Origin of the sequence: Nocardiopsis sp. NPDC007018, assembly GCF_040635075.1 — a bacterium.
GTDB lineage: Bacteria > Actinomycetota > Actinomycetes > Streptosporangiales > Streptosporangiaceae > Nocardiopsis.
This window is the reverse complement of record NZ_JBEYHA010000060.1, coordinates 1-21,667: the sequence shown is the minus strand read 5'-3', so window position 1 is coordinate 21,667 and position 21,667 is coordinate 1. Positions and strand designations below refer to the sequence as shown.

Below are 21,667 nucleotides of genomic sequence, written 5' to 3'. Positions count from 1 at the left end.
GCCGACCACGTCCGCGATCAACGGTCCGCACCAGAACCGGGGTTCGGGGAACGCGGTATCTTCGGGGGGAGTGGTGGCACGTCACGGTCGGCCCGCGGCCACCAGCCCCGCTGGGGCCGAGCGCACCGCGCGGGCACCCCGACCGACCCCGCCCCACCTTCCGTATCCCTGGCGGGACGGACACCTGGACCCGAATCAGGAAACCAAGCGTTGCGTCGAACTGCTTCCGCGGCCGCGGTCATGGCCATGACCGCCGCTCTGCTTCCGCTACCGGCCACCCTCTCCCCCGCGTCGGCCGAGCCCGACGAGGAGGGGGCCGCCGCCCCGCTCGTCGTGGACCGGATCACCCCGGACTCCGTGGACGAGGACAGCACCCTGCGGGTGGCGGGCGAGGTGACCAACACCACCGGGGAGACCGTCAGGGACGTCACCGTCCGTATGCGGTACTCGCGGCACCCCTTCACCTCGCGCGACGAGCTGGACGACTTCGCGGGCGGCGAGGACTGGCAGCCCAGTGCCAGCGGGCCGGACCAGGAGTTCGAGGGGAGGCTGGAGGCCGACGGCACCCTGGAGTACGCGCTGAGCACCAAGGCCGAGGACCTCGGCCTGACCGCCTACGGCGTGTACCCGATGGTCGTCGAGGCCCTCGACGGTGACGGCGACGTCCTCGGCGCCCAGTACACCTTCCTTCCCTACACGGCCGACGAAGACGCACCCTCCCTGGACCTGGCCTGGGTCTGGCCGCTGATGGCCGCCCCCCAGCGCGCCGACGACGACACCTTCCTCGGCGACGAGCTGCACGGTTCGGTCGGTGCAGACGGCCGCCTGGGAAGGCTCCTGGAGGCCGGTGCGCAGGTCCCGGTCTCCTTCGACCCCGGTGACGAGGACCTCGTCAAGGAGCTCGGCCTGGACCGGGACGAGCCGTCCCCGGAGGGTTCGCCCTCACCCGGTGAGAACGCCACCGCCGAGGAGAGCGCGGACTCGGCCTCCCCCGAGGCCACCGACGAGGGCGGGGACGGGCCGGAGGAGGACCCGGACGACGCGGACGGGAACGGGGACGCGGACGCCGCCGAAGAGGAGGCGCCGTCGCGCTCCGAGGGCGTCCCGATCGCCTGGGCCGTGGACCCCGGCACCCTCGACGACGTCCTGCGCATGGCGGCGGAGGACCACCAGGTCCTGGCCGACCTGGAGGAGGACCCCGCCCAGGAGCCGGTCCGAGTGGAACGGGAGGCGGACGTGGCCGCCCAGGTGTGGCTGCGCGAGGCGCGTGAGGTCCTGGCCGCCGACACCGTCGTGGCCACCCCCTACGCCAGCGCCGACCTCGTCGCCCTGCTCCTGAACGACATGAACGGCGACGCCGAGGCCTCACTGCGGCTCGGGCAGGAGGCCACGGCGCGCGCGCTCGGCCTGGACGCCGACGACAGGTTCGCGCTTCCGCCGGGCGGGCTCATGGACGAACGGGTCCAGGAGCTCTACACCGAGCACGGCGCCCGGCGCTTCCTGCTGTCCGAGGAGGTGCTCCCGCCCGCCTCGTGGATCTCCACGACCCCGGGGGCGCAGGCACCGCTGCCCGCGAGCGGCGAGGACGAGGGTGAGGAGTCCTTCGCCCTGGTCACCGACCCCGGTCTGACCAGCGTGCTGTCGATGCCCTCGTGGGAACCGGGCGAGTCCGCCCTGGCCCTCCAGCGCTTCGCCGCGGAGACCGCGATGATCGCCGGGGAGAACGGCGGCGGCGACCGGGTGGTCGTCGCGGCGCCCGAGCCCGGGTGGGACCCGAGCCCCGAGTTCGCCGCCGGGGTGCTCGCGGCCACGGACGACCTGCCCTGGCTCTCCCCAGAGCGCCTGGACCGGATCGAGCTTCCCGACGCGGAGGAGCGCGAGGACACCCGCGAGGAACTCGACCTGGCGGACGACGCCTACGGGGAGGGGCTCAGCTCCACCTATCTCGGCCAGGTCGAGGACGTCAGCCGCGACGTGCGCCTGTTCAACAGCATCCTGGTCGGTGACCGGGACCCGTTCCGGCCTTCGCTGGTGCGGCTGGAGTCGGTCTACTGGCGGGACCGCGAGGCGCTGGCCGGGGCCACGCGTTCGCTGGTGGTCCGGGCGGTGCAGAGCCGCAGGGAGGACGTGCGCGTCATCCCGGGCGAGCCGGTCACGTTGGCGAGCAGCACCGGGACCACCGGTGTGCTGGTCGCCAACGACCTGGAGGACGAGACCGTCTACGTGTACCTGTCGCTGTACTCGGAGAACTCCGAGCGGCTGAGCATCGGTGAGTACACGCACCACTTCGAGATCGCCCCGGGCGCCAAGACCACCGTGTACGTGCCGTTGTCGGCCAGGATCAACGGCAGCACGAACGTGCACGTCAGTCTCCAGAACGCCGACGGCGAGCCGATCAGCTCGCAGGACACACTGATCCAGGTGAACGCCACGGGACTGGGCACGCAGGCCCTGCTGATCAGCGGGATCGGCCTGCTGATCCTGATCGCGGCGCTGGCTCCCCGGGCACTGCGCAAGTGGGCCCGCAAGCAGGCGGCGAAGGCCCGCGCGGCCGAGTCCGGCGACGGGCCCGGGGACGGGCCCGGGGACGGTGGAGAGGGCTCCGCGAAGGACGGCGGTACGTCCGCCGACGACGGCTCCGCGCCCGGTGACGACGCCACCGGCGACGACGCGAACGGCGACACGGCCACCGACGAGGGGGCCGCCACCCGCGACGACGAGCCGCCTCACGACGGAACGGCCCCTTCGGACCCGCCCCCCGCGGACGACGCCCCCGCGGCCTCCGACACGTCGGACGGCACGGCGGACGACACCCCCTCGGCGGGGGAACGCCCCGACGACAGCGGCTCCGGAAAGTGACCGCCACCCCCTGAACCGCGGCGCCGTGCCCGCGGCGCCGCGGCCCGCCCCCTCCCCGTCAGACGAAAGGAACCCTGATCCACGGTGGTCACCGACTCCCCGAACGGCGACGAACAGTCCCCCCGTTACACGCCCCGGCACAGCAGGAACCCCCATGAGGGGCCCATGCCCGGTGACAGCGCCGTCCGGCCCACCGGCGGCCCGACCCCCTCCCACGAGGAGGGCGAACTCCCCGAACCGGACGGCCCCGCCCCGCAGGAGGGCTCCGACTCCGGTTCCGGGGGGATGATGCGCTCCAGCATGATCATGGCCGTGGGCACCATGGCCTCACGTATCACCGGGTTCGCCCGCACCATCGTGCTGGCCGCCGCGATCGGCACCCACCTGCTCGGTGACGCCTACCACACCGCGCACACGATCCCCTTCATCCTCAACGACCTGCTCATCGGCGGCCTGATGGCCTCCGTGGTCATCCCGTTCCTGGTCAAGCGGCGCAAGCGCGACGCCGACGGCGGCAAGGCCACCGAGGACCGCCTGTTCACCTCCATGGTGCTGGCGCTTCTGCTGGTGACCACGGTCGCGATCCTGGCCGCCGAGGCCCTCATCTGGCTGTACGGCTCCCGGTTCACCCCGTTGCAGTTCGAGGCGTCGGTCTACCTTGCCCGCTTCCTGCTCTCACAGATCTTCTTCGTGGGCCTGAGCGGTCTGCTGAGCGCCATGCTCAACACCCGCGGCAAGTTCGGGGCCGCCGTCTGGGCCCCCGTGCTCAACAACGTCGTCATCATGGGCGTGGCCGCGATGTTCCTGGTCGTGGCGGGGCCGGGCCGCACCCCGGAGACCGTCAGCACCGGCGAACTCACCCTGTTGGGCGCGGGTACCGCCGCCGGTATGGCCCTCCAGGCCCTGGTGCTGTTCGTCGCGCTGACCCGCACCGGCTACCGCTGGCGGCCCCGCCTGGACCTGCGCGGCTCCGGGCTCGGCGAGGCGCTGCGCACCGCCGGGTGGATGATGCTCTACACCCTCCTGACCCAGGCGGGCCTGTGGATCACCACCAACATCGCCAACGCCGCCAACGTGGCCAGCATCGAACAGGGCCTGGACGTGGGCGCGGGTATCAGCGCCTACAACCTCGCGTACCAGCTCTTCCAGCTCCCCTACGCGATCATCGCGGTCTCGCTGATCACGGTCCTGCTCCCCCGCATGAGCGCGCATGCCGACGACCGCGACTGGGACTCCGTCCGCTCCGACTTCTCCCGCACGCTGCGGATCTCCGCTTTCGTCCTGGTCCCGGTCGCGTTCGCGGTCGCCCTGTTCGCCGAACCCCTGTCGGTGCTGGCGTTCGCCCGGGGTTCGGTGTCGGTCGCCGACGCGGCCGCCATCGGCCAGATCCTGGCCGTGATGTCGCTCGGCCTGCTGCCGTTCACCGTCTTCCAGCTCATGCTGCGCGTGTTCTTCGCCATGGGCGACACCCGCACCCCGGCCCTGATCGGTCTGGCCAACCTCGCTGTTCACAGCGGTCTGGCCCTGGTCGCCTACCTGCTGCTGCCGCCCGACCTGGTGGTCGTCGGCGTCGCCTCCGGCTTCATGCTCTCGTTCGTCTCCGGCCTGACCATCGCTGGTCAGATCCTCAGCCGACGTATCGGGGGACTTGACGGAAAGCACGTGATTGGCACATTGTTGCGGCTGCACCTGGCCGTCGTTCCCAGCATCGCGGCGGGCTTCGGTGTGCTCTGGTTCTTCGAGACGCGGGTCGGTCCCGGTCTGGCCACCAACGTCGGCGCGCCCCTCGCGGGCTGTGCCGCCGGTGCCCTGCTCTTCCTGGTCTGCGCCCGGTTGCTGCGCGTCCCCGAGCTGAGCGCCGCCGTGGAACTCGTCCGCGGCCGCCTGCGTCGATAGATGCCGTGACCCCTTCCGGCCCCGCCCCCGCCGGAGACCCCAGCCGTAAGAGTCGAAGAAAAGGACCACCCCACGGTGTCCAGCGATCACCTCCGTCAACACGCCGACGGTCCGGAGCCCGGACCGGAGGACACCCGCGAGGGCGCGTCCCGTCACCACCTGGTGATGCCCGAGGACGTGCTCGACGCCTACGAACGCGTCGAACCCCGGACCGAGCCGGAGCCCGGCCTGAAAACGGTCCGGGACCCGAGCGAGATCGGTGACGTGGGTACCGCCGACCGCGCGGGCCTGGAGGACGGCGACGAGATCGGCGGTGCCACGCACACCGGCCCCGGCAACATCGCCAGGTCGACGGCGATCATGGCGGTCGGCACCATCGCCTCGCGTGTGACGGGGTTCGTCCGCACCATCGTGCTGGCGGCCGCGATCGGCACCCAGCTGCTGGGCGACGCCTACCAGACCGCCGGCATGGTGCCGTACATGATCTACGACCTGCTCATCGGCGGGTTGCTGGCCAGCGTGTTCGTCCCGTTCCTCGTCAAGCGGCGCAAGCTGGACGACGACGGCGGCGACCGGACCGAGCAGCGGCTGGTCACGCTGATGCTGCTCGCGCTGTTCGTGCTGACCCTGGTGTCGGTGCTGGTCGCGGAGTGGTTCATCCGGATCTACGCGGGCGGGTTCAGCGGGGCGCAGTACGAGGTCTCGGTCATCCTCGCCCGGTACCTGGTGCTCCAGATCTTCTTCATCGGCGCCAGCGGCCTGGCCAGCGCGATGCTGAACGCGCGCAACAGGTTCGGTGCGCCCATGTGGGCTCCGGTGCTCAACAACGTCGTCATCATCGGCGTCTGCCTGTGGTTCCTGTCCGTGGCCGGTCCCGGCCGCACCCCGGACACGATCACCTCCGGCGAGCTCGCCCTGCTGGGCCTGGGCACCGCGGTCGGCCAGGTCGTCCAGGCCGCCGTGCTGCTGTGGGCGCTCGCCGCGGCGGGCTTCCGCTGGCGGCCCCGTCTGGACCTGCGCGGTTCCGGGCTGGGCGAGGCGGCCAGTGCCGCCTCGTGGATGATGCTCTACATCGTCGTGGCCCAGGTGGGCGCGCTCGTCTCCACCAACGTCGCCACCCGCGCCGGATCGATGGCGGCCGACCTCGGATACGAGACCGGCTCGGGCATCGCGGCGTACAAGTTCGCGTCGATGCTGTTCCAGCTGCCGTACGCGATCATCGCCGTCTCGGTGATCACGGCCCTGCTGCCCCGGATGAGCGAGCACGTCGCGGCCGGGCGCAAGGACCAGGTCCGCAGCGACTTCTCCCGGGGCTTCCGGCTCTCGTCGGTCCTGATCGTGCCCATCGCGGTGGCGATGATCGTCTTCGCCGTCCCGTTCTGCGTGATGATCTACGCGCAGGGCAGCACCAGCGCCGAGGACGCCGCCGCGATCGGGCGCATCCTCATGGTCTTCTGCGTGATGTTGATCCCGTTCACGCTGTTCCAGCTCCAGATGCGCGTGTTCTACGCGCTGGGCGACACGCGCACCCCCGCCCTGGTGTCGATCCCCTCCGAGATCGCGCACGCGGTCACCGCGCTCAGCCTGCTGTACTTCTTGGCGGACCGTCCGCAGGACATCGTGGTGTGGTTGCCGGTGCCCTACGGTCTCTACTACGTGGTCGGTTCGGTCATCATGTGGTACCTCCTCAACAGGAGACTGAACGGTCTCGACGGCCGCAGGACCGCGGTGACCCTCGTCAAGCTGCACGTGGCAACGGTTCCGGCGGCCGCGTTCGGCGTCCTGATGATCTACTCCCTCGACGGTCTCCCCGGCGACGTGTGGCCCGCGCTCGCGTCCATGGTGGCCGGAGGTCTGGTCGGTGCCGTACTGTTCGTGGTCGCCGCCAAGTTCCTCAAAGTGACAGAAGTCACAGCTTTCCTGGATGTGGTCAGAACCAGGTTGCGACGCCGCTGATCACCTGTAATGGATGATGTTGGGTAGCCGCGCCCGGGTACGTCCCGGAAGATGGTGGGGCATCCGATGTCCTCCAAAGGGCCTGTTCACGCGTCCTAGCATGGACAGGCACCGCTTTACCGCCAGAGCATCGTTTATCCGAGCTGCCCGAAGGGAGGCTGGGGACAGCAGACAGGGCCGAACCCCCGCGCGTGCGCCCGCGACGGCGGAACGCGAACAACGGCACTGTCACCCGTCACTCCCATCATGAGCACCTTCCTGATCGAACCCGGGGCGAAGCTGGCCAACCGCTACCGACTCGACACCGTGGTGAGCGAGACCGGTGGCGCGACCCGCTGGAAGGCCACCGACGAGACGCTCGCGCGCCCCGTCGCGGTGTGGACCTTCGCTGAGGGTTTCCCCCGCACGTCAGAGGTGGTGCGCGCGGCCCGCGCCACGAGTCGTATCCCGGACGCCCGCGTCACCCAGGTCTTCGACGCCGACGACACCACTCCCGTCCCCTACGTCGTCGAGGAGTGGGTCATCGGCTCCTCCCTCGCCGAACTGCTGGCCCAGGGCCCCATGGAGCCCGAGCGCGCCGCGGGCCTGGTGGCCGAGGCCGCCGAGGCCATCGCCGCCGCGCACGCCGGCGGCCTGCACCACCTGTGCCTGACACCCGGCAAGCTCATGTGGAGCAGCGGCGGGGCCGTCAAGGTCACCGGCATCGGTGTGGACGCCGCACTGCTGGGCAACAACGTCCCCAACCCCGGGGCCGTGGACGCCCAGGGCCTGGGCAACCTGCTCTACGCGGCCCTCACCGGGTACTGGCCGACCGGCCCGCAGAGCGGCCTGCCCGGCGCACCCCAGGGCCCCATGGGCCCCTACCCGCCCGGGCAGCTCCGTCAGGGGGTGGGCGAGCCCCTGGCCTCCATCACCACCCGCGCGGCCCTGCCCCAGCTCGTGGGGCAGATGGTGCCCGGCCCGCCCATCGCGACCCCGGCCGAGTTCTGCGCGGCGATGGCGGACGTGCCCCGGCTCATCCCGCTGCCGGTCTCGCCCGCCGAGACCGCACCGCCCGAGCCGGGGACCTCCCGGCGCACGGGCGAGTTCGACGCCACCAACAACCAGCGGCGCACCAGCCGCACCTCCTCCGCGGCGGCGGCCGCACCGGCTCGCGCGGGCTCGCGCCCGGCTCCCTCACGCATGGACCAGCGGGAGGCCCGTGAGGGCGGCCTGTCCGCCAAGCGCGTCCTGGTGGGGGCGATGGCGCTGGTGGTGTTCGTGGCGGTCGTCGTCGGCGCCTGGACGTTCGGCTCGATGATGAACTCGGGCACGGACGGCGAGGCCGACCCCACCGCCAACGCGACCGACGAGGTCCCGGAGGAGGCCGAGCTGGTCGTCCTCGACATCGCGGGCTCCGACGGCTTCGACCCGCTCGGGGACAACTCCGAGCACGGTCAGAACGCTCCGCTGGCCCATGACGGCGACCCCGGCACCGCCTGGAACACCGAGGGCTACAACGACCCCATGGGCACCGAGAAGTCCGGTGTCGGGCTGATCCTGGACCTGGGTTCCAGCCAGGAGGTGCACGAGGTCGACCTCGCGCTCCCCTCCCGCGACTACGGGGTACAGATCAGGATCGGTGACAGCGACTCCGTCTCCGACGACGCCAGCCTGGACTCCAGCCTCCCCGCCGTCTGGGAGGGGCAGGTCAGCGGCGAGCAGACCGTCACCCTGGACGAGGCCGTGACCGGCCAGTACGTGGTGGTCTGGTTCACCGCCCTGCCCGCCGACGGTTCCAAGTACCGTGGGACGATTTACGAGGTCGAGGTTCGCGGGACCTAGTTCTACTGTGTGGGGTATGTGATCAGCGCTGATGGACGCGGCCCAGGAGCTTCCTGACCGGGAGCTGTTGTCGAGGCACGCTCAGGGTGACGACCAGGCGTTCGCGGTTCTGGTTCGCCGTCACCGTGAGCGCCTCTGGGCTGTCGCCGTCCGGATGATGGGCGACCCCGAGGAGGCCTCGGACGCCCTCCAGGACGCGTTCATGTCCGCGTTCCGCGCCGCCGACCGGTTCCGCGGCGAGGCGCAGGTCAGCACCTGGATGCACCGCATCGTGGTGAACGCCTGCCATGACCGCCTCAGACGCCGCAAGGTGCGTCCGGCGACCCCGACCGAGGACGAGACCCTCGACGTCATCTCCAACGACCGCCTGAGCCGTTCCGGCGGCGGGCACGACCACGCCTCGCAGACCGAGGCCCGCCTGGACGTGCACGCCGCCCTGGAACTCCTCCCGCTGGACCAGCGGATGGCGCTGACCCTCGTGGACATGCTCGGTTACCGCGTGGACGAGGCGGCGCAGATCCTCGACGTGGCCCCGGGCACGGTCAAGAGCCGGTGTGCGCGAGGTCGCGCCAAACTTCTTCCCACACTCGCCCATCTAAGGAACCCTCAGCATCCGCGAGACGTCACATCTGGGAGAGGAGGTGCCAACCCATCGTGACGTCCCATCCTGACGTGGAGGCACTCGCCTTCTTCGCCGAGGACCTCCTGGACCCCGACGAGGAACGCTCCGTTGCCGCACACATAGAGACCTGCGCGACCTGTGCCACGGTCCTCGACGACCTCACCAGGGTCACGCGCGTCCTCGCCGACGCGCCCGCCCCCGCGCTCCCACGTGACGTCGCGGACCTCCTCGACGACCGGATCGCCGACGCCGTGGCCGCCCGCGCCTCGGACCGGGAGACCGGGACGCCCTCCTCACCCACCGCCTCCGAACCCCCCGAGGGGACGGAAGGCGACGACACCGCCGACGGGACCGGGGCACCCGAACGGGAGCACCTGGCACCGGTGGTGCCCCTCACCAGACGGCGCGGGTTCGGCCTGCCGCACCTGATGGCGGTCGCGGCCGCGACCGTGTTCGTGGTCGGCGGCGGCGCCGCGATCCTCAACGGGCAGATGAGCGGGCACGAGGACTCCGGTGCCGCCTCTCCCCTGCTGGAGGAGAGCGCCCCCGAGTCCGCTCCCGACACCGCCCAGTCCTACTCCGCGACCTCGCTCAGCAGCGGAACCGTCTACACCGAGGACGGCCTCGGCGACCAGGCGGCGGAGGTCGCGGCCTCGGCACGGGCGTTGGAGGGCTCCGAGGGGGCGGGCGCCCAGGCACTCCCCCAGCTGAGCCCCGAGCTCCAGGAGTGCGTCACGGGATTCGAGAGCGAGAGCGGCCTGCGGGTCACCCTGGTCGACGAGGCCCTCTACGACGGCGGCGGAACACCGGCGCCGGTGTGGGTCCTGTTCACCCAGGACACCAAGGGCGCCGGGGTGGTCGTCCTCGACCGCTCGAGCTGTTCCGGCGGCGCCCCCGTCGGCGACGGCGTGATCGCGCAGCGCCCCCTTTAACGAACGTCTCCCCGGGGCGGCGCGCGGGCGTCGCCCCCTCGCCTTCGGCGCGGCCACCGCCGCCCGACCCCTCAGCGGTTTCCCCCCGCGCGCACCAGACCGGTCTCGTAGGCCAGCACCACCAGCCCGACCCGGTCGCGTACCCCGAGCTTGGCCAGCAGACGGCCCACGTGGGTGCGGGCGGTCGCCGGGCTGAGGTGCAGTTCGGCGCCGATCTCCTGGTTGGTCAGCCCCCGGCCGACGAGCCCGAGCACCTCGCGTTCGCGGGGGGTGAGCCCGTCCAGCCGCTCACCGGCACCGGGCGGGGGGCCGGTCCCGGCCAGCCGCTCGATGACCCTCCGGGTCACCCCCGGCGAGAGCAGGCCCTCGCCCGCCGCCACGGTGCGGACCGCCTCCCGCAGCTCGCGCGGTCCGGCGTCCTTGAGCAGGAACCCCGCGGCCCCCAGGCGCAGCGCGGAGAAGACGTTGTCGTCCTCGCCGAAGGTGGTGAGGACCACCACCCGCGTGTCGACATGTCGGCGCCCCGACGTGTCGACACGTCGACGTTCCAGCTCCCGCAGCACGCCGAGGCCGTCCATGACGGGCATCTGGAGGTCCAGCAGCACCACCTCCGGCCGGAAGCGGTCGATCTCGACCAGCGCCCCGCGTCCGTCCCCGGCCTCCGCCACCACCTCGATGTCGCCGTCGCGCTCCAGCAGGGCGCGTACTCCGGCGCGGACGAGCTCCTGGTCGTCCACGAGCAGCACCCTCGTGGCCCCGTTCACGCGCCGCCACCGATCGGCAGTCGGACCCGTACCCGGAACCCGCCGCCGGGCACCGGCCCCGCCTCCAGAGTCCCCTCCACCATGCGCACCCTCTCCCTCATTCCAGCCAGCCCCGTTCCTCCTCGCCCGGTGTCGGGCGCGCCCCCGTCCGCGGTGTTCCCCGGCACCACCGACCCGTCGTCGGCGACCGTCACGATGAGTGCCTCCTCCGTGCGGACGAGCACGACCTGGGCGCGACGGGCCCGCGCGTGCCGGAGCGTGTTCGTGAGCGCCTCCTGCACCACCCGGTAGGCGGTCGCGTCCACCAGCCCGGGCAGGCCCTTGCCGCCCTCTCCGACGACCTCCACGTCCAGCCCGGCCGCCCGCACGGAGGCCGTCAGCCCGTCCAGGTGGGCGAGCCCGGCGACCCGGCCGGCCCCGCCTCCGTCACCGGCCCCGGTTCCGTCCTCCGGCTCACGCAGCGCCCGCACCGTGGCGCGCAGGTCCCGCAATCCCTCGCTCGCGGCCTGGGAGACGTGCTCCAGCTCGGCGCGGGCCACGGGGAGGTCGGTCTCTCCCTCCTCCAGGGCCTCGGCCGCCACCGAGGTGTGCAGGGAGACCACCGACAGGTGGTGGCCGACCGCGTCGTGCAGGTCGCGGGCGATCCGGGCGCGTTCTCGGGCCAGCAGCTCGGCCGACTCCGCCTCCCGTGCCTGGGCGTCCAGGGCGGCGATCAGCGCGCGTTGGCGGGCGCCCTCCGCCCGCTGCCGGGCGCCGTCGCCGAGGGCGATCGCCGCACCCATGACGGCCACGGTCGTCACCAGCTCGTACCCGAGGAGGAAGGCCGGGTCCTGCCCCTCGGACAGCCGCGCGGTCGTGGAGACACCGACCAGCGCCGCCGCGACCCCGACCGCCCACCGGGTGCGGTCGAAGGCCGCGGCGGAGTACAGCGCGGCCGACACGGGCACCGCGAGCCCGATCACCGGCAGGTCCGCGACGTAGTAGGCCACGAGGAGGACGGCGGTGACCACGAGGACCGTCAGGGGCCAGCGGCGCCGGACGAGCATGAGCAGACCGAGCGCGGTCGCGAAGCCGTAGGCGACGATCGGCGGAAGGTCGCCCCCTCCGATGCCCGCGCCGATGGCGATCGCCACCACCGCGAACACGGCGAACCCCAGGAGGGCGTCGACGACAACGGCCTGGCGGCCGGACGGTTCCTGTGGGCCGGGGCGCTCGGACATGCCGCGATTCTACGGAGACCGGACCGGCGGCACCCCGGTTCCCGGGCGCGTCCGCGTACGCGTCTCGACGTACCGCCCCGGGCGCGGTGGCGGACGCCCCGCCGGGGCGGGGCTCCGTAGCCTCCGGATGACCGGGCGGAGTCCGCCGTCCGGTATCCGCCGCCGGACCTCCGCGAGGGAGCCCCATGAACCGCCCACCGTCCCCGGCCCCGGTGTCACCGCCCGGTGTGCCCTGGTCCCTGGTGCTCAGTCTGGGCGCGCTCGCCCTGGTGCGCCCCCTGGCGAACGCCACGGGTGTCGCCGAAGCGGTCGGAACGCCCTGGGCCCAGGTGGGGACCACCCTGCTCGTGACGGCCACGTGGGTGGCGGCCGTGGTCGTGGCGCACGTACCGCGGCCCTTCGTCACCCTGGTGTGCGCGGGGGTGGCCTACGGCGTGCTCGCGATCCTGCTCGGCGCGGTGCTGTCGCCGCTCCTGGGAGAGGGGCTCCAAGGGCCGCTCGCCCGCCCCGTGGCCGTGCTCCCGGTACTGGCCCTGAACGCGATGTGGGGGGCCGCCGCCGGGGGCGTGGCCGTGGCGGTCGGCGCGACTCTGGGACGGGGGCGCGCGAGATGGCCGGGACGCGGCTGAGATCCATACCCCACCCCCGTACGCTGCGAGGATGTCGGACCGGGAATGGCGTGCGCCTACCATCGGTTGTGCTAACCATCTTTCCCCTGTCACAGCACTGTGGCCGGGCAGCGACTGTGTGAAGGGCCTAGAGCGTGAGTGACGTCCGCAATGTCATCATCATCGGTTCCGGACCGGCGGGTTACACCGCTGCCGTGTACGCCGCGCGCGCGGAACTGCGCCCTCTGGTGTTCGAGGGGTCCATCACGGCCGGCGGTGCGCTCATGAACACCACCGACGTGGAGAACTTCCCCGGCTTCCCGGACGGGATCATGGGCCCCGACCTCATGGACAACCTGCGCAAGCAGGCCGAGCGCTTCGGCGCCGAGCTGGTTCCCGAGGACGTCACCGACGTGGACCTGACCAAGCCGGTCAAGGAGGTCACCGCGGGCGGTGAGACCTTCCTCGCGCACACCGTCATCCTGGCCACCGGCTCCGGCTACCGCGAGCTGGGCATCCCCGGTGAGAAGGAACTGTCCGGCCGGGGCACCTCCTGGTGCGCCACCTGTGACGGCTTCTTCTTCCGCGACCAGGACATCGCCGTGGCGGGCGGCGGCGACACCGCCATGGAGGAGGCCCTCTTCCTCACCCGCTTCGCCAAGTCGGTGACGGTCATCCACCGCCGCGACGAGCTGCGCGCCAGCAGGATCATGGCCGAGCGCGCCCTGGCCAACGACAAGATCACCTTCCTCTGGAACACCGAGATCACCGAGGTCGTCGGCGAGGACCGCGTCAGCGGCCTGAAGCTGGTCAACAACAAGACGAACGAGACCAGCACGCTGGACGTCACCGGCCTGTTCGTCGCGATCGGCCACGACCCGCGCGTGGAGCTCTTCCAGAAGCAGATCGAGCTCGACGAGGAGGGGTACGTGAAGGTGGACGCCCCGTCCACGCGGACCAACCTCGAAGGCGTCTTCGCGGCGGGCGACGTCGTGGACCACCAGTACCGCCAGGCGATCACCGCCGCGGGCACCGGCTGCTCCGCCGCCCTGGACGCCGAGCGCTTCCTCGCCGCGCGAGGCAACTAGCTTCCGCTCCCCTCACCCGGTTTCGTCGACGCAAGGAGAACCAAGCAGTGTCCACCGTCAAGAACGCCACCGACGCCTCCTTCGAGAAGGTCGTCCTCAAGAACGACAAGCCCGTGCTGGTGGACTTCTGGGCCGACTGGTGCGGTCCCTGCAAGCAGATGGCCCCGGTCCTGGACAAGCTGGCCGCGAACCACGGCGACAAGATCGACGTGGTGAAGATCAACACCGACCAGAACCCCGAGACCCCGCGCGCCTACAACGTGCTGTCGCTGCCGACCATGAACGTGTACAAGGACGGCGAGGTCGTGAAGCAGATCATCGGTGCCAAGCCGACGCGCCTCCTGGAGAAGGAGCTCGCGGAGTTCCTGTAGCCCGGAGCACCGCAGTCGCGCGAGAGGCCCCCAGGTCGCCCCTGGGGGCCTCTCGGCGTTCGGGCGGGCCCAGCCTCCACACGGACCCGCAACGCGGCGCAGCGGACGCCTGGGGGCGCCGAGGCGGTGTTTCACGTGAAACACCGCCATCGCGCGTGAGGTGGAGGAGTCAGACCCCCCGGCCCATCTGGGCGATGATCCGCTCCAGGTCCTCCATCGTCGCGAACTCCACGACGATCTTGCCCTTCTTCCGGCCGATGTCCACCTTCACGGTGGTGTCGAGCCGGTCGCCGAGGCGTGTCGCCCACTCCTCGACCTGCGGGGGGTTGTCGACCCGGGCGGCGGCGGCCCGGGTGGGCCGCTCCGCGGCCGGAATCTCCCGGAGCGCGACGATCTCCTCCAGGGAACGGACCGACAGCCCCTCGTCGTTGACCCGCTGGGCCAGACGCTCCTGCGCCTCGGGGTCCTCGATCGCCAGCAGGGCCCGGGCGTGTCCCGCGCTGAGCACCCCTGCGGCCACCCGCGTCTGCACCTTCCCCGGGAGGTTGAGCAGGCGCAGGGTGTTGGAGATGTGCGAGCGGGACTTGCCGACCTGCTGGGCCAGCTCCCCCTGGGTGGTGCCGAAGTCGTCCAGCATCTGCTGGTAGGCCGCGGCCTCCTCCAACGGGTTGAGCTGCTGTCGGTGCAGGTTCTCCAGGAGCGCCTCCCGGAGCAGTTCGTCGTCGTCCGTCTGCCGGACGATCGCGGGGATGCGTTCGAGCTCCGCGAGTTTGCTCGCCCGGAACCGGCGCTCCCCCATGATCAGTTCGTAGCGGGGCTCGTCCCCGCCCTCGACCCTGCGGACCACGACGGGCTGGAGCAGGCCGACCTCGATGATCGAGTCCCGCAGCTCGTCCAGCGCCTCGTCGTCGAAGTACGTCCTGGGCTGTCGGGGGTTGGGGGTGATCGAGGCGAGCTCGACCTCCTCCAGGTACGTCCCGTCAGGCATCTCCGTCGGCCCCTGCGCCGAGGGGGGTTCGGGGATGGACACCACCGTGTCACGGACGCTCTCCACCGGCGCGGGGACGGTCGGCCCCTGCGGGATGAGCGCCCCCAGCCCCTTGCCCAGTCCGCGCCGCTGCTGGCTCACCGGCAACTCCCTCCACACTCCTAGTGCGTCTCCGACCGCCCGGTCGGCCTCACGACCGGGCGGAGTGTTTCACGTGAAACAACCGCCGTCAGCCGGCGTTGAGCCCTTCGGCTCGGAAGGCGATCTCACGGGCCGCCTCCAGGTAGGCCATCGCCCCGGTCGACCCCGGGTCGTAGGTCATGACCGACTGCCCGTAGCTGGGCGCCTCCGACACGCGGACGCTCCTCGGCACCAGCGACTTCAGGACGAGTTCCCCGAAGTGCGAGCGCACCTCGTCGGCGACCTGCTGGGCGAGCCGGGTGCGGCCGTCGTACATCGTCAACAGGATCGTACTGACGGACAGCCCGGTGTTGAGGTGGGACTTGACCAGCTCCACGTTGCGCAGCAACTGGCCGAGCCCCTCCAGTGCGTAGTACTCGCACTGGATCGGGATCATGACCTCGTCACAGGCGACCATCGCGTTGACGGTCAGCAGGCCCAGCGAGGGCGGGCAGTCGATGAGGATGTAGTCGAGGTCCGAGGTGTCGTAGGCGGCGAAGGCCCGCTTGAGCCGGGCCTCTCGCGCCACGAGGGAGACCAGTTCGATCTCCGCGCCCGCGAGGTCGATCGTCGCGGGAGCGCACCACAGGTTGGGGATGTCCGGAACCGGCTGCGCCAGCTTGCGGATCTCCTCGTCCTCGACCAGGCAGTGGTAGATGGACCGGGTCTGGTTGTCGCGCTCCATGCCGAGGGCGGTGGAGGCGTTCCCCTGGGGATCGAGGTCGACCACCAGGACCCGCTGCCCGTTCATGGCCAGGGCGGCGGCGATGTTCACCGTCGTGGTGGTCTTACCCACGCCGCCCTTCTGGTTGGCGACGCTGATGATGCGACAGGACCGGGGGCGGGGCCACGGCTCCTCGTGACCGCGGCCCGCCATCGCGGCGCGGGCCGCCTGGGCGAGCGGAGTGTCGGGGACGCTGTCGGCGGTCGCCGCGCCGTTCCATGTTTCACGTGAAACAGGGGGCTGGCCCGCCGTGGGGTCCGCTGATGTCTCACCTGACACATCGAGCAGATCCCCATAGGCGCCTACCGGTGTTTCACGTGAAACACCGGCGTTGTCGGCTGGGTTCTGGGGCACGAATGAGTTCACCTCTTCCGTCCGCGCTTCTTCTTGCCGTTCCGCGCCTTCTTCTGGGAGCCTCCCGGCGCGGGCGGACCACCGTCGGATGTCACCGTGACGCGAACGACCGTGGTAGCGGGATCGACTTTACCCCGCCCCACCCTGATCACATCGCTCACACCAGGACGCAGTTTCGAAACGTCCTTCTGGGCCTCGGCCAGTTCGGCCTCCGCCTGTTCCCCCTTGAGGGCCAACAGGCTTCCGTCCTTGCGCAGCAGGGGGAGCGACCAACCCGCCAGACGGGCCAGCGGTGCCACCGCGCGGGCGGTGACGAAGTCGGTGTACACCTCGCCGTGCGCCTCCTCGGCGCGTCCCCGGCGCACTTCCACGTTGGTCAGCCCCAGCGTCCGTACGGCCTCGTCGAGGAAGACCGTCCTCCGCAGCAGTGGCTCCAGGAGGGTCATGCGGATGTCCGGCCGCAGCAGACCGAGCACCAACCCGGGGAGCCCCGCGCCGGAGCCGATGTCCACCACCTCCGCGCCCTCGGGGATCAGCTCCTCGACGACGGCGCAGTTGATGAGGTGCCGCTCCCAGAGGCGGGGCACCTCGCGCGGGCCGATCAGCCCGCGACGCACCCCGTCGTCGGCGAGCAGCTCGGCGTAGCGGGTCGCCACGGGCAGGCTGTCGCCGAAAACCGCCACGGCCTGCGGGGGCGGGGCGGGGAGCGTAGCGCCGGGCTCCTCAGTGCCCGAGGTCATCGGTCACCACCTGTCGGAACTCGTCCATCGTCACTTCCATGAACCGTTGGGTCGCCATGTCGACCTGTCCACATGGGGACTGGTCGACGACGACGCGGAAAGCGCGCGGCGGATCGCGTCCGTCCGCGCGCACGGGGGTCGTCCCCTCCCCCACACGGGTCGCGTGGTTCGCGACTCCACTCGCGGAGCCGCCCTCGGGGACACCGGGGGCGGGACGACTCGTGGCGGGGAGGTCCCCGGAGACGATCCTACGCGGGGGGCACACCCGTGTTTCACGTGAAACACCCCCTGCGCCCGGGTCGTCTCCGTCGCGGAACCCGGACCGCCCGACGGGGTCTCCTTCACTCCGGGCATGGCGAAGGGGCGGTGTTTCACGTGAAACACCGCCCCCGAACCTCCCGCGTTCCGACCTAGTCGGCGGGGTGGACCACCACGTAGCGGTGGGGCTCCTCGCCCTCGGACTCGCTGCGCAGGCCCGCCGCCGCGACCGCGTCGTGCACCACCTTGCGCTCGAACGGGGTCATCGGCTCCAGCGGGTGGACCTCACCGGACTGCTTGACCTTCTCAGCCGCCTCGGCACCGATCTGGAAGAGCACCTTGCGGCGGCCGTCGCGGTAGCCGCCGATGTCGAGCATCAGACGGCTCCGCTCACCGGTGGCCCGGTGCACGGCGAGGCGGGTCAGCTCCTGGAGCGCCTCCAGGACCTCCCCCTCCTCACCGATCAGCTCGTCCAGGGTCGCCCCGACGACGGAGACCATCGCGCGGTCGCCCTCGACGTCCATGTCGATGTCGCCGTCGAAGTCCGCGATGTCGAGCAGACCCTCGATGTAGTCCGCGGCGATGTCGCCCTCGTTCTCCAGGGCCTCGACGTCGATCCCGGCCTCAGGTGCGTCAGCCACAGCCACGCCACCGCCCTCTTCCTCGCTACTTCCCACAGCGATCCCGTCTCCTCAATCCGTCAGTCACTGGCCGCCGTACGCCTCAGGGGCATTCTCGCCTGCGCACTCGGAGGTCGTCGACGCCGACACGAAACCGGGTGGCCCTACTTGGGCCCGCCACCGCGCTTGGAACGCGTCTGCTTCTTCGGCTGTTTGCGTTCGATCTTAGGCTGTTCCTTCGGTTCCGGAGCGGATTCCGGAGCCTTCTTCCGGCCGAGCATGCCCTTGGCCGAACCCTTGGAGGAGGAGCCCTTCTCCGCGTCGGCGGTCTCGCCCGGGGCGGGCTGGTTCCGGTACAGGAAGTGCTGCTGCACCATCGTCCACACGTTGGAGGTGACCCAGTAGACCAGCACACCGATCGGCATCATGAGGCCGAAGAGCCCGAAGGCCGGCGCCATGTACATCATGATCTTCTGGGTCTGCATCATCGGGTTGTCGGGCTGCTGCGCGATGCTGCGCTTGATGCTCTGACGCATGGTGAGGAACGTCGTGACGCCCATGACCACACAGGCGATGGCGATGACGACCTTGGCCATGATGGGGTCGGTCGCGCCAAGGGCCCGCAGCTCCTCCGGCGGGGTGTTGAACTGCGCGGCGATCGGCGCGTGGAAGATCAGCGCCTCACGCGCGCTGTCGGCCAGCTCCTGGGTGAAGCCGAACTGCACCTTGCCCTCGGCGACACTGCGCAGCACGCTGAACAGGGCGAAGAAGACCGGCATCTGGAGCAGCAGCGGAAGACAACCCATGATGGGGTTGGTGCCGCTCTCCTGGTACAGCTTCATCGACTCCCGCTGGAGCCGCTCCTTGTCGTGCTTGTAGCGCTCCCGAAGCTTCATGATCTTCGGCTGCACTTCCTGCATCTTGCGCTGCGTGTTCATCTGTTTGACGAACAGCGGCACCATCAGCAGACGCATCAGGCAGGTCAGCAGCACGATGGACAGGCCCCACGCCCACCCGCTGTCGGGGTTCAGGCCAACGATGGTCAGACCCTGGTGGATCCAGACCAACACGTGGCCGATGATGTTGTAAAGCCAGTCCAGCACCGGCCAACTCCTCGGTGATTCGGTTCAGCTACTGGTCCCCGGAAGCGGTGCCGGCGTGCCCGGTTCCGCCCGTAGACTCCTCGGACTCCTCGTTCCGGCGCCCCTTGGGCGGCGGAACCGGATCAAGACCCCCCGGGTTGAAGGGGTGGCAGCGGGCGATACGCCTGGCCGTCAGCCACAACCCGCGAAGTCCCCCGTGCACGCGCAGCGCCTCGACGCCGTACGCGCTGCACGAGGGGTAGAAACGACAGACCGGGGGGAAGAGCGGGCTGATGAAGCGCTGGTAACCGCGGATGGGCAGGATCAGCAACCGCGCGAACGACGTCGGTCTGTGCTCGGTCATTGCTTCGCCCACCGTTCTGCGCCCTCTGGGGGGCGACGGTCACCGTCTGCTTCACTCTTCGCCGACCCGACCGGATCGGGGCGCTGGCCCCCGCGGCCGCGTCGGCGCTTGTCGGCCCCACGGGGACGCTGCGCCGCGGCGATCGCGCTGTCGAGTTGTACCGCCAGGTCCTCCTGCCGCAGGTTCGCGGCCGCGGGCCTGGCCCGCACTACCAGCAGGCTACCGTTTGGCAGAACAGCCAACCGTGAGCGCATCAGGTGGCGCAGGCGGCGTTGGACGCGCTTGCGGACGACGGCGCCCCCGACGGCCTTGCTCACGACGAAACCGACGCGCGGCGGTGGCGGCGCGTCGGTGGTGTCGCTGTCGCGGGAAGGCTTCCGGGGGGCGAGGTAGACGACGCCCAGGGCGTCACGTGAGGAGCGCCGACCGGAACGCATGACCGTCCCGAACTCGGCGCTGTGGCGCATCCGGTTCTCCGGCGACAACATCGGGGTTCCTCCGGGAGAGGGGTGCGGCACGGCCCCCGGCTACCGGTTCCGTGCCCCACGACAAAGGGACCGACCGGCGAGAAGGCCGGACCGGTCCCAGTGAAGACTTGAGGCTTGACGTGGCCTAGTGGCTCACGGTCAGCGCGGCGCGTCCCTTGCGACGACGCGAGGCGATGATGGCGCGACCGGCGCGCGTACGCATGCGCAGCCGGAAACCGTGGACCTTCGCGCGACGCCGGTTGTTCGGCTGAAACGTACGCTTGCTCACTACTGGCTCCAGGGGCGTGTCAGGAAAGTACTACGACAGACCCCCAGGATATGCGGGGCCTTACAGTGCGTGCGACGGGGCCGCGACCTCGTGGTGGACACGGGTGCGGGCAGGATCGTCGGCATAAGCATAAAGAACATACGACCTGGTCCGGTCCTGGTCAAATCAGCCCTGCTGACCGTCCCCCGCGCGGGTGGAGCGGCCGGCACCGACCGTGTCGCCGCCACGGACAGCAGTCTACCCGTGCCCTGTGGACAACTCGTTGTCCACAGCGTGTGAGACTTCCACAGGGAGTGGGAGCTGTGGATAACCTCAACCTGTGGATAACTCGCCCCCGGCGCTGCCCACAGCCACCGCCAAGCTGTGGAAAACCGCCGTACACACCCTGTGAACTGCGGATTGTGGATAACCTCCGGCCATACACAGGGAGCTGTCATCCTGTGGATAAACCTGTGGACAAGGTGTGGACAACCTCCTGAAGCTGTGGATACCCCCAGGTAGTCAAACCCTTGGCCTCTGGCGGCCGCACCAGTTGTCCACAGGCCGTGAACGCCCCGAACGACCGAACGCACACCGCTACCCCGGCCCGGCGCCTCCCCTGGGGGAGGACAATGGGGAGAAGGGGCCCCGCCGGGCCCTCCCTCCCCCCTCACGCCGGACCGCACTCCCCCGTCCCCTCACCGCCCCCCGACCGCACCGAACAGATCCGCACCGAAGGGACAGCAACCGTGGCAGGTCACCTTGGCTGAAGCACAGGTCAACCTCGCAATGGTCTGGTCGAGCGTGCTGGACGGGATCGACCACGACTCCCTCCCCGCACACCAGCGTGCCTGGCTGCCGCAGACCCGCCCGCTGGGTCTGATCGAGGACACGGCGCTGATCGCGGCGCCCAACGAGTTCACCAAGAAGGTCCTGGAGACACGCCTCTACCCGGCGATCAGCAAGGCGCTCTCCGCGCACCTGGGGCGGGAGATCCGTGTCGCGGTGACCGTCGACCCGACCGCCGTGCCCACCCCGCCCCCGACCCCCTCCCCGTACGGAGTGGGCAGGGACACCGGCGCGCACTCGGCGCTGTCGGCCCCGCCGGAGCAGCCCCCGTCGCCCGGTCGGCCCGAGCAGGCGACCGCCCACGAACCCCGGGGACAGCACGCGCGCCCGGCCGGACAGCACGTCCAGGCGCCGTCCCCGCAGCCCAGCGCACCGCACCCGTCGGAGGCGCTGGGCGCCCACCCCGACCACGTCCGCGCGCAGGAGGCCCGGGCCGATCTGCTCGGCCCCCCGCCCGCCTACCCGGAGCCGCGGGCGGACGGACGCGGCCAGGCGCCCCGGCAACCGCTCCCCGGCCCCCCCGAGCCCGCCGAGCGACCCCGCGCCCTTCCGGGTCCCTCCTCAGGCTCCGCCGGTCAGTCCTCCTCCTCGCCGTCCGCCAGGACGTGCAGGCGGGCCAGGTGCTCGCTGTCG

Annotated in this window: 19 protein-coding genes and 1 pseudogene; 10 read left to right on the top strand and 10 right to left on the bottom strand. The window is 71.0% G+C overall.

Features of this window, described 5'->3' with window-relative positions; genetic code table 11:
- Window positions 1–210: 210 nt before the first annotated feature.
- From ABZ635_RS23600 to ABZ635_RS23575, 6 genes are all read left to right on the top strand, one after another.
- On the top strand, window positions 211–2,859 hold the full coding sequence (locus ABZ635_RS23600) for a DUF6049 family protein (RefSeq protein WP_357768967.1): 2,649 nt from the start codon (window positions 211–213) through the stop codon (window positions 2,857–2,859).
- An 84-nt stretch (window positions 2,860–2,943) separates the two neighbouring features.
- Window positions 2,944–4,755 carry a murein biosynthesis integral membrane protein MurJ gene (gene murJ / locus ABZ635_RS23595; protein ID WP_357768965.1) on the top strand — a complete coding sequence of 604 codons (1,812 nt, stop codon included), beginning with the start codon at window positions 2,944–2,946 and terminating at the stop codon, window positions 4,753–4,755.
- Window positions 4,756–4,920: 165 nt separating this feature from the next.
- A complete protein-coding gene (murJ, locus tag ABZ635_RS23590; protein WP_357768983.1) occupies window positions 4,921–6,711 on the top strand; it encodes a murein biosynthesis integral membrane protein MurJ in 1,791 nt (596 codons plus the stop codon).
- Window positions 6,712–6,957: 246 nt separating this feature from the next.
- On the top strand, window positions 6,958–8,535 hold the full coding sequence (locus ABZ635_RS23585) for a protein kinase family protein (RefSeq protein ID WP_357768963.1): 1,578 nt from the start codon (window positions 6,958–6,960) through the stop codon (window positions 8,533–8,535).
- A gap of 31 nt (window positions 8,536–8,566) precedes the next feature.
- The gene (sigM, locus tag ABZ635_RS23580) at window positions 8,567–9,193 is read left to right on the top strand and encodes an RNA polymerase sigma factor SigM (protein WP_357768961.1); all 627 of its coding nucleotides are present in this window, start codon (window positions 8,567–8,569) and stop codon (window positions 9,191–9,193) included.
- A complete protein-coding gene (locus ABZ635_RS23575) occupies window positions 9,190–10,089 on the top strand; it encodes a hypothetical protein (RefSeq protein ID WP_357768959.1) in 900 nt (299 codons plus the stop codon). Before sigM ends, ABZ635_RS23575 begins: the two co-directional genes overlap by 4 nt.
- Before the next feature lie 71 nt (window positions 10,090–10,160).
- Here ABZ635_RS23575 and ABZ635_RS23570 read toward each other — a convergent pair whose 3' ends face one another.
- Window positions 10,161–10,853, bottom strand: coding sequence for a response regulator transcription factor (locus ABZ635_RS23570; RefSeq protein ID WP_357768957.1), 693 nt, complete (start codon window positions 10,851–10,853; stop codon window positions 10,161–10,163).
- Complete coding sequence (locus tag ABZ635_RS23565; RefSeq protein WP_357768955.1) at window positions 10,850–12,073, bottom strand: sensor histidine kinase; 1,224 nt, start codon at window positions 12,071–12,073, stop codon at window positions 10,850–10,852. The genes ABZ635_RS23570 and ABZ635_RS23565 overlap by 4 nt, the downstream gene beginning before the upstream one ends.
- A gap of 185 nt (window positions 12,074–12,258) precedes the next feature.
- On the opposite strand from ABZ635_RS23565, the gene ABZ635_RS23560 reads away from it, so the two are divergent.
- The 3 genes from ABZ635_RS23560 to trxA all read left to right on the top strand — a co-directional run bounded on the left by ABZ635_RS23560 (window position 12,259) and on the right by trxA (window position 14,140).
- Window positions 12,259–12,702, top strand: coding sequence for a hypothetical protein (locus ABZ635_RS23560; protein ID WP_357768953.1), 444 nt, complete (start codon window positions 12,259–12,261; stop codon window positions 12,700–12,702).
- Window positions 12,703–12,836: 134 nt separating this feature from the next.
- The gene (gene trxB, locus ABZ635_RS23555; RefSeq protein WP_357768951.1) at window positions 12,837–13,769 is read left to right on the top strand and encodes a thioredoxin-disulfide reductase; all 933 of its coding nucleotides are present in this window, start codon (window positions 12,837–12,839) and stop codon (window positions 13,767–13,769) included.
- 47 nt (window positions 13,770–13,816) lie between these two features.
- On the top strand, window positions 13,817–14,140 hold the full coding sequence (gene trxA / locus ABZ635_RS23550) for a thioredoxin (protein WP_357768949.1): 324 nt from the start codon (window positions 13,817–13,819) through the stop codon (window positions 14,138–14,140).
- Between the two features lie 169 nt (window positions 14,141–14,309).
- Here trxA and ABZ635_RS23545 read toward each other — a convergent pair whose 3' ends face one another.
- The 8 genes from ABZ635_RS23545 to rpmH all read right to left on the bottom strand — a co-directional run bounded on the left by ABZ635_RS23545 (window position 14,310) and on the right by rpmH (window position 20,206).
- Complete coding sequence (locus ABZ635_RS23545; protein ID WP_357768947.1) at window positions 14,310–15,269, bottom strand: ParB/RepB/Spo0J family partition protein; 960 nt, start codon at window positions 15,267–15,269, stop codon at window positions 14,310–14,312.
- A gap of 88 nt (window positions 15,270–15,357) precedes the next feature.
- Complete coding sequence (locus ABZ635_RS23540) at window positions 15,358–16,185, bottom strand: AAA family ATPase (protein WP_357768981.1); 828 nt, start codon at window positions 16,183–16,185, stop codon at window positions 15,358–15,360.
- Window positions 16,186–16,394: 209 nt separating this feature from the next.
- On the bottom strand, window positions 16,395–17,126 hold the full coding sequence (rsmG, locus tag ABZ635_RS23535; protein WP_357768945.1) for a 16S rRNA (guanine(527)-N(7))-methyltransferase RsmG: 732 nt from the start codon (window positions 17,124–17,126) through the stop codon (window positions 16,395–16,397).
- Between the two features lie 410 nt (window positions 17,127–17,536).
- Window positions 17,537–18,025 (bottom strand): R3H domain-containing nucleic acid-binding protein, encoded by a 489-nt coding sequence (locus ABZ635_RS23530; protein WP_357768943.1) that lies wholly within the window; start codon window positions 18,023–18,025, stop codon window positions 17,537–17,539.
- 143 nt (window positions 18,026–18,168) lie between these two features.
- Complete coding sequence (gene yidC / locus ABZ635_RS23525; RefSeq protein ID WP_357768941.1) at window positions 18,169–19,107, bottom strand: membrane protein insertase YidC; 939 nt, start codon at window positions 19,105–19,107, stop codon at window positions 18,169–18,171.
- 28 nt (window positions 19,108–19,135) lie between these two features.
- Window positions 19,136–19,450, bottom strand: coding sequence for a membrane protein insertion efficiency factor YidD (yidD, locus tag ABZ635_RS23520; RefSeq protein ID WP_357768939.1), 315 nt, complete (start codon window positions 19,448–19,450; stop codon window positions 19,136–19,138).
- A complete protein-coding gene (gene rnpA, locus ABZ635_RS23515; protein WP_357768937.1) occupies window positions 19,447–19,938 on the bottom strand; it encodes a ribonuclease P protein component in 492 nt (163 codons plus the stop codon). The genes yidD and rnpA overlap by 4 nt, the downstream gene beginning before the upstream one ends.
- A gap of 124 nt (window positions 19,939–20,062) precedes the next feature.
- A complete protein-coding gene (gene rpmH, locus ABZ635_RS23510; RefSeq protein ID WP_014909187.1) occupies window positions 20,063–20,206 on the bottom strand; it encodes a 50S ribosomal protein L34 in 144 nt (47 codons plus the stop codon).
- A 768-nt stretch (window positions 20,207–20,974) separates the two neighbouring features.
- Between rpmH and ABZ635_RS23505 the strand changes: the two are divergent.
- Window positions 20,975–21,667 (top strand): annotated as a pseudogene (locus ABZ635_RS23505) (chromosomal replication initiator protein DnaA); the annotation flags it as partial.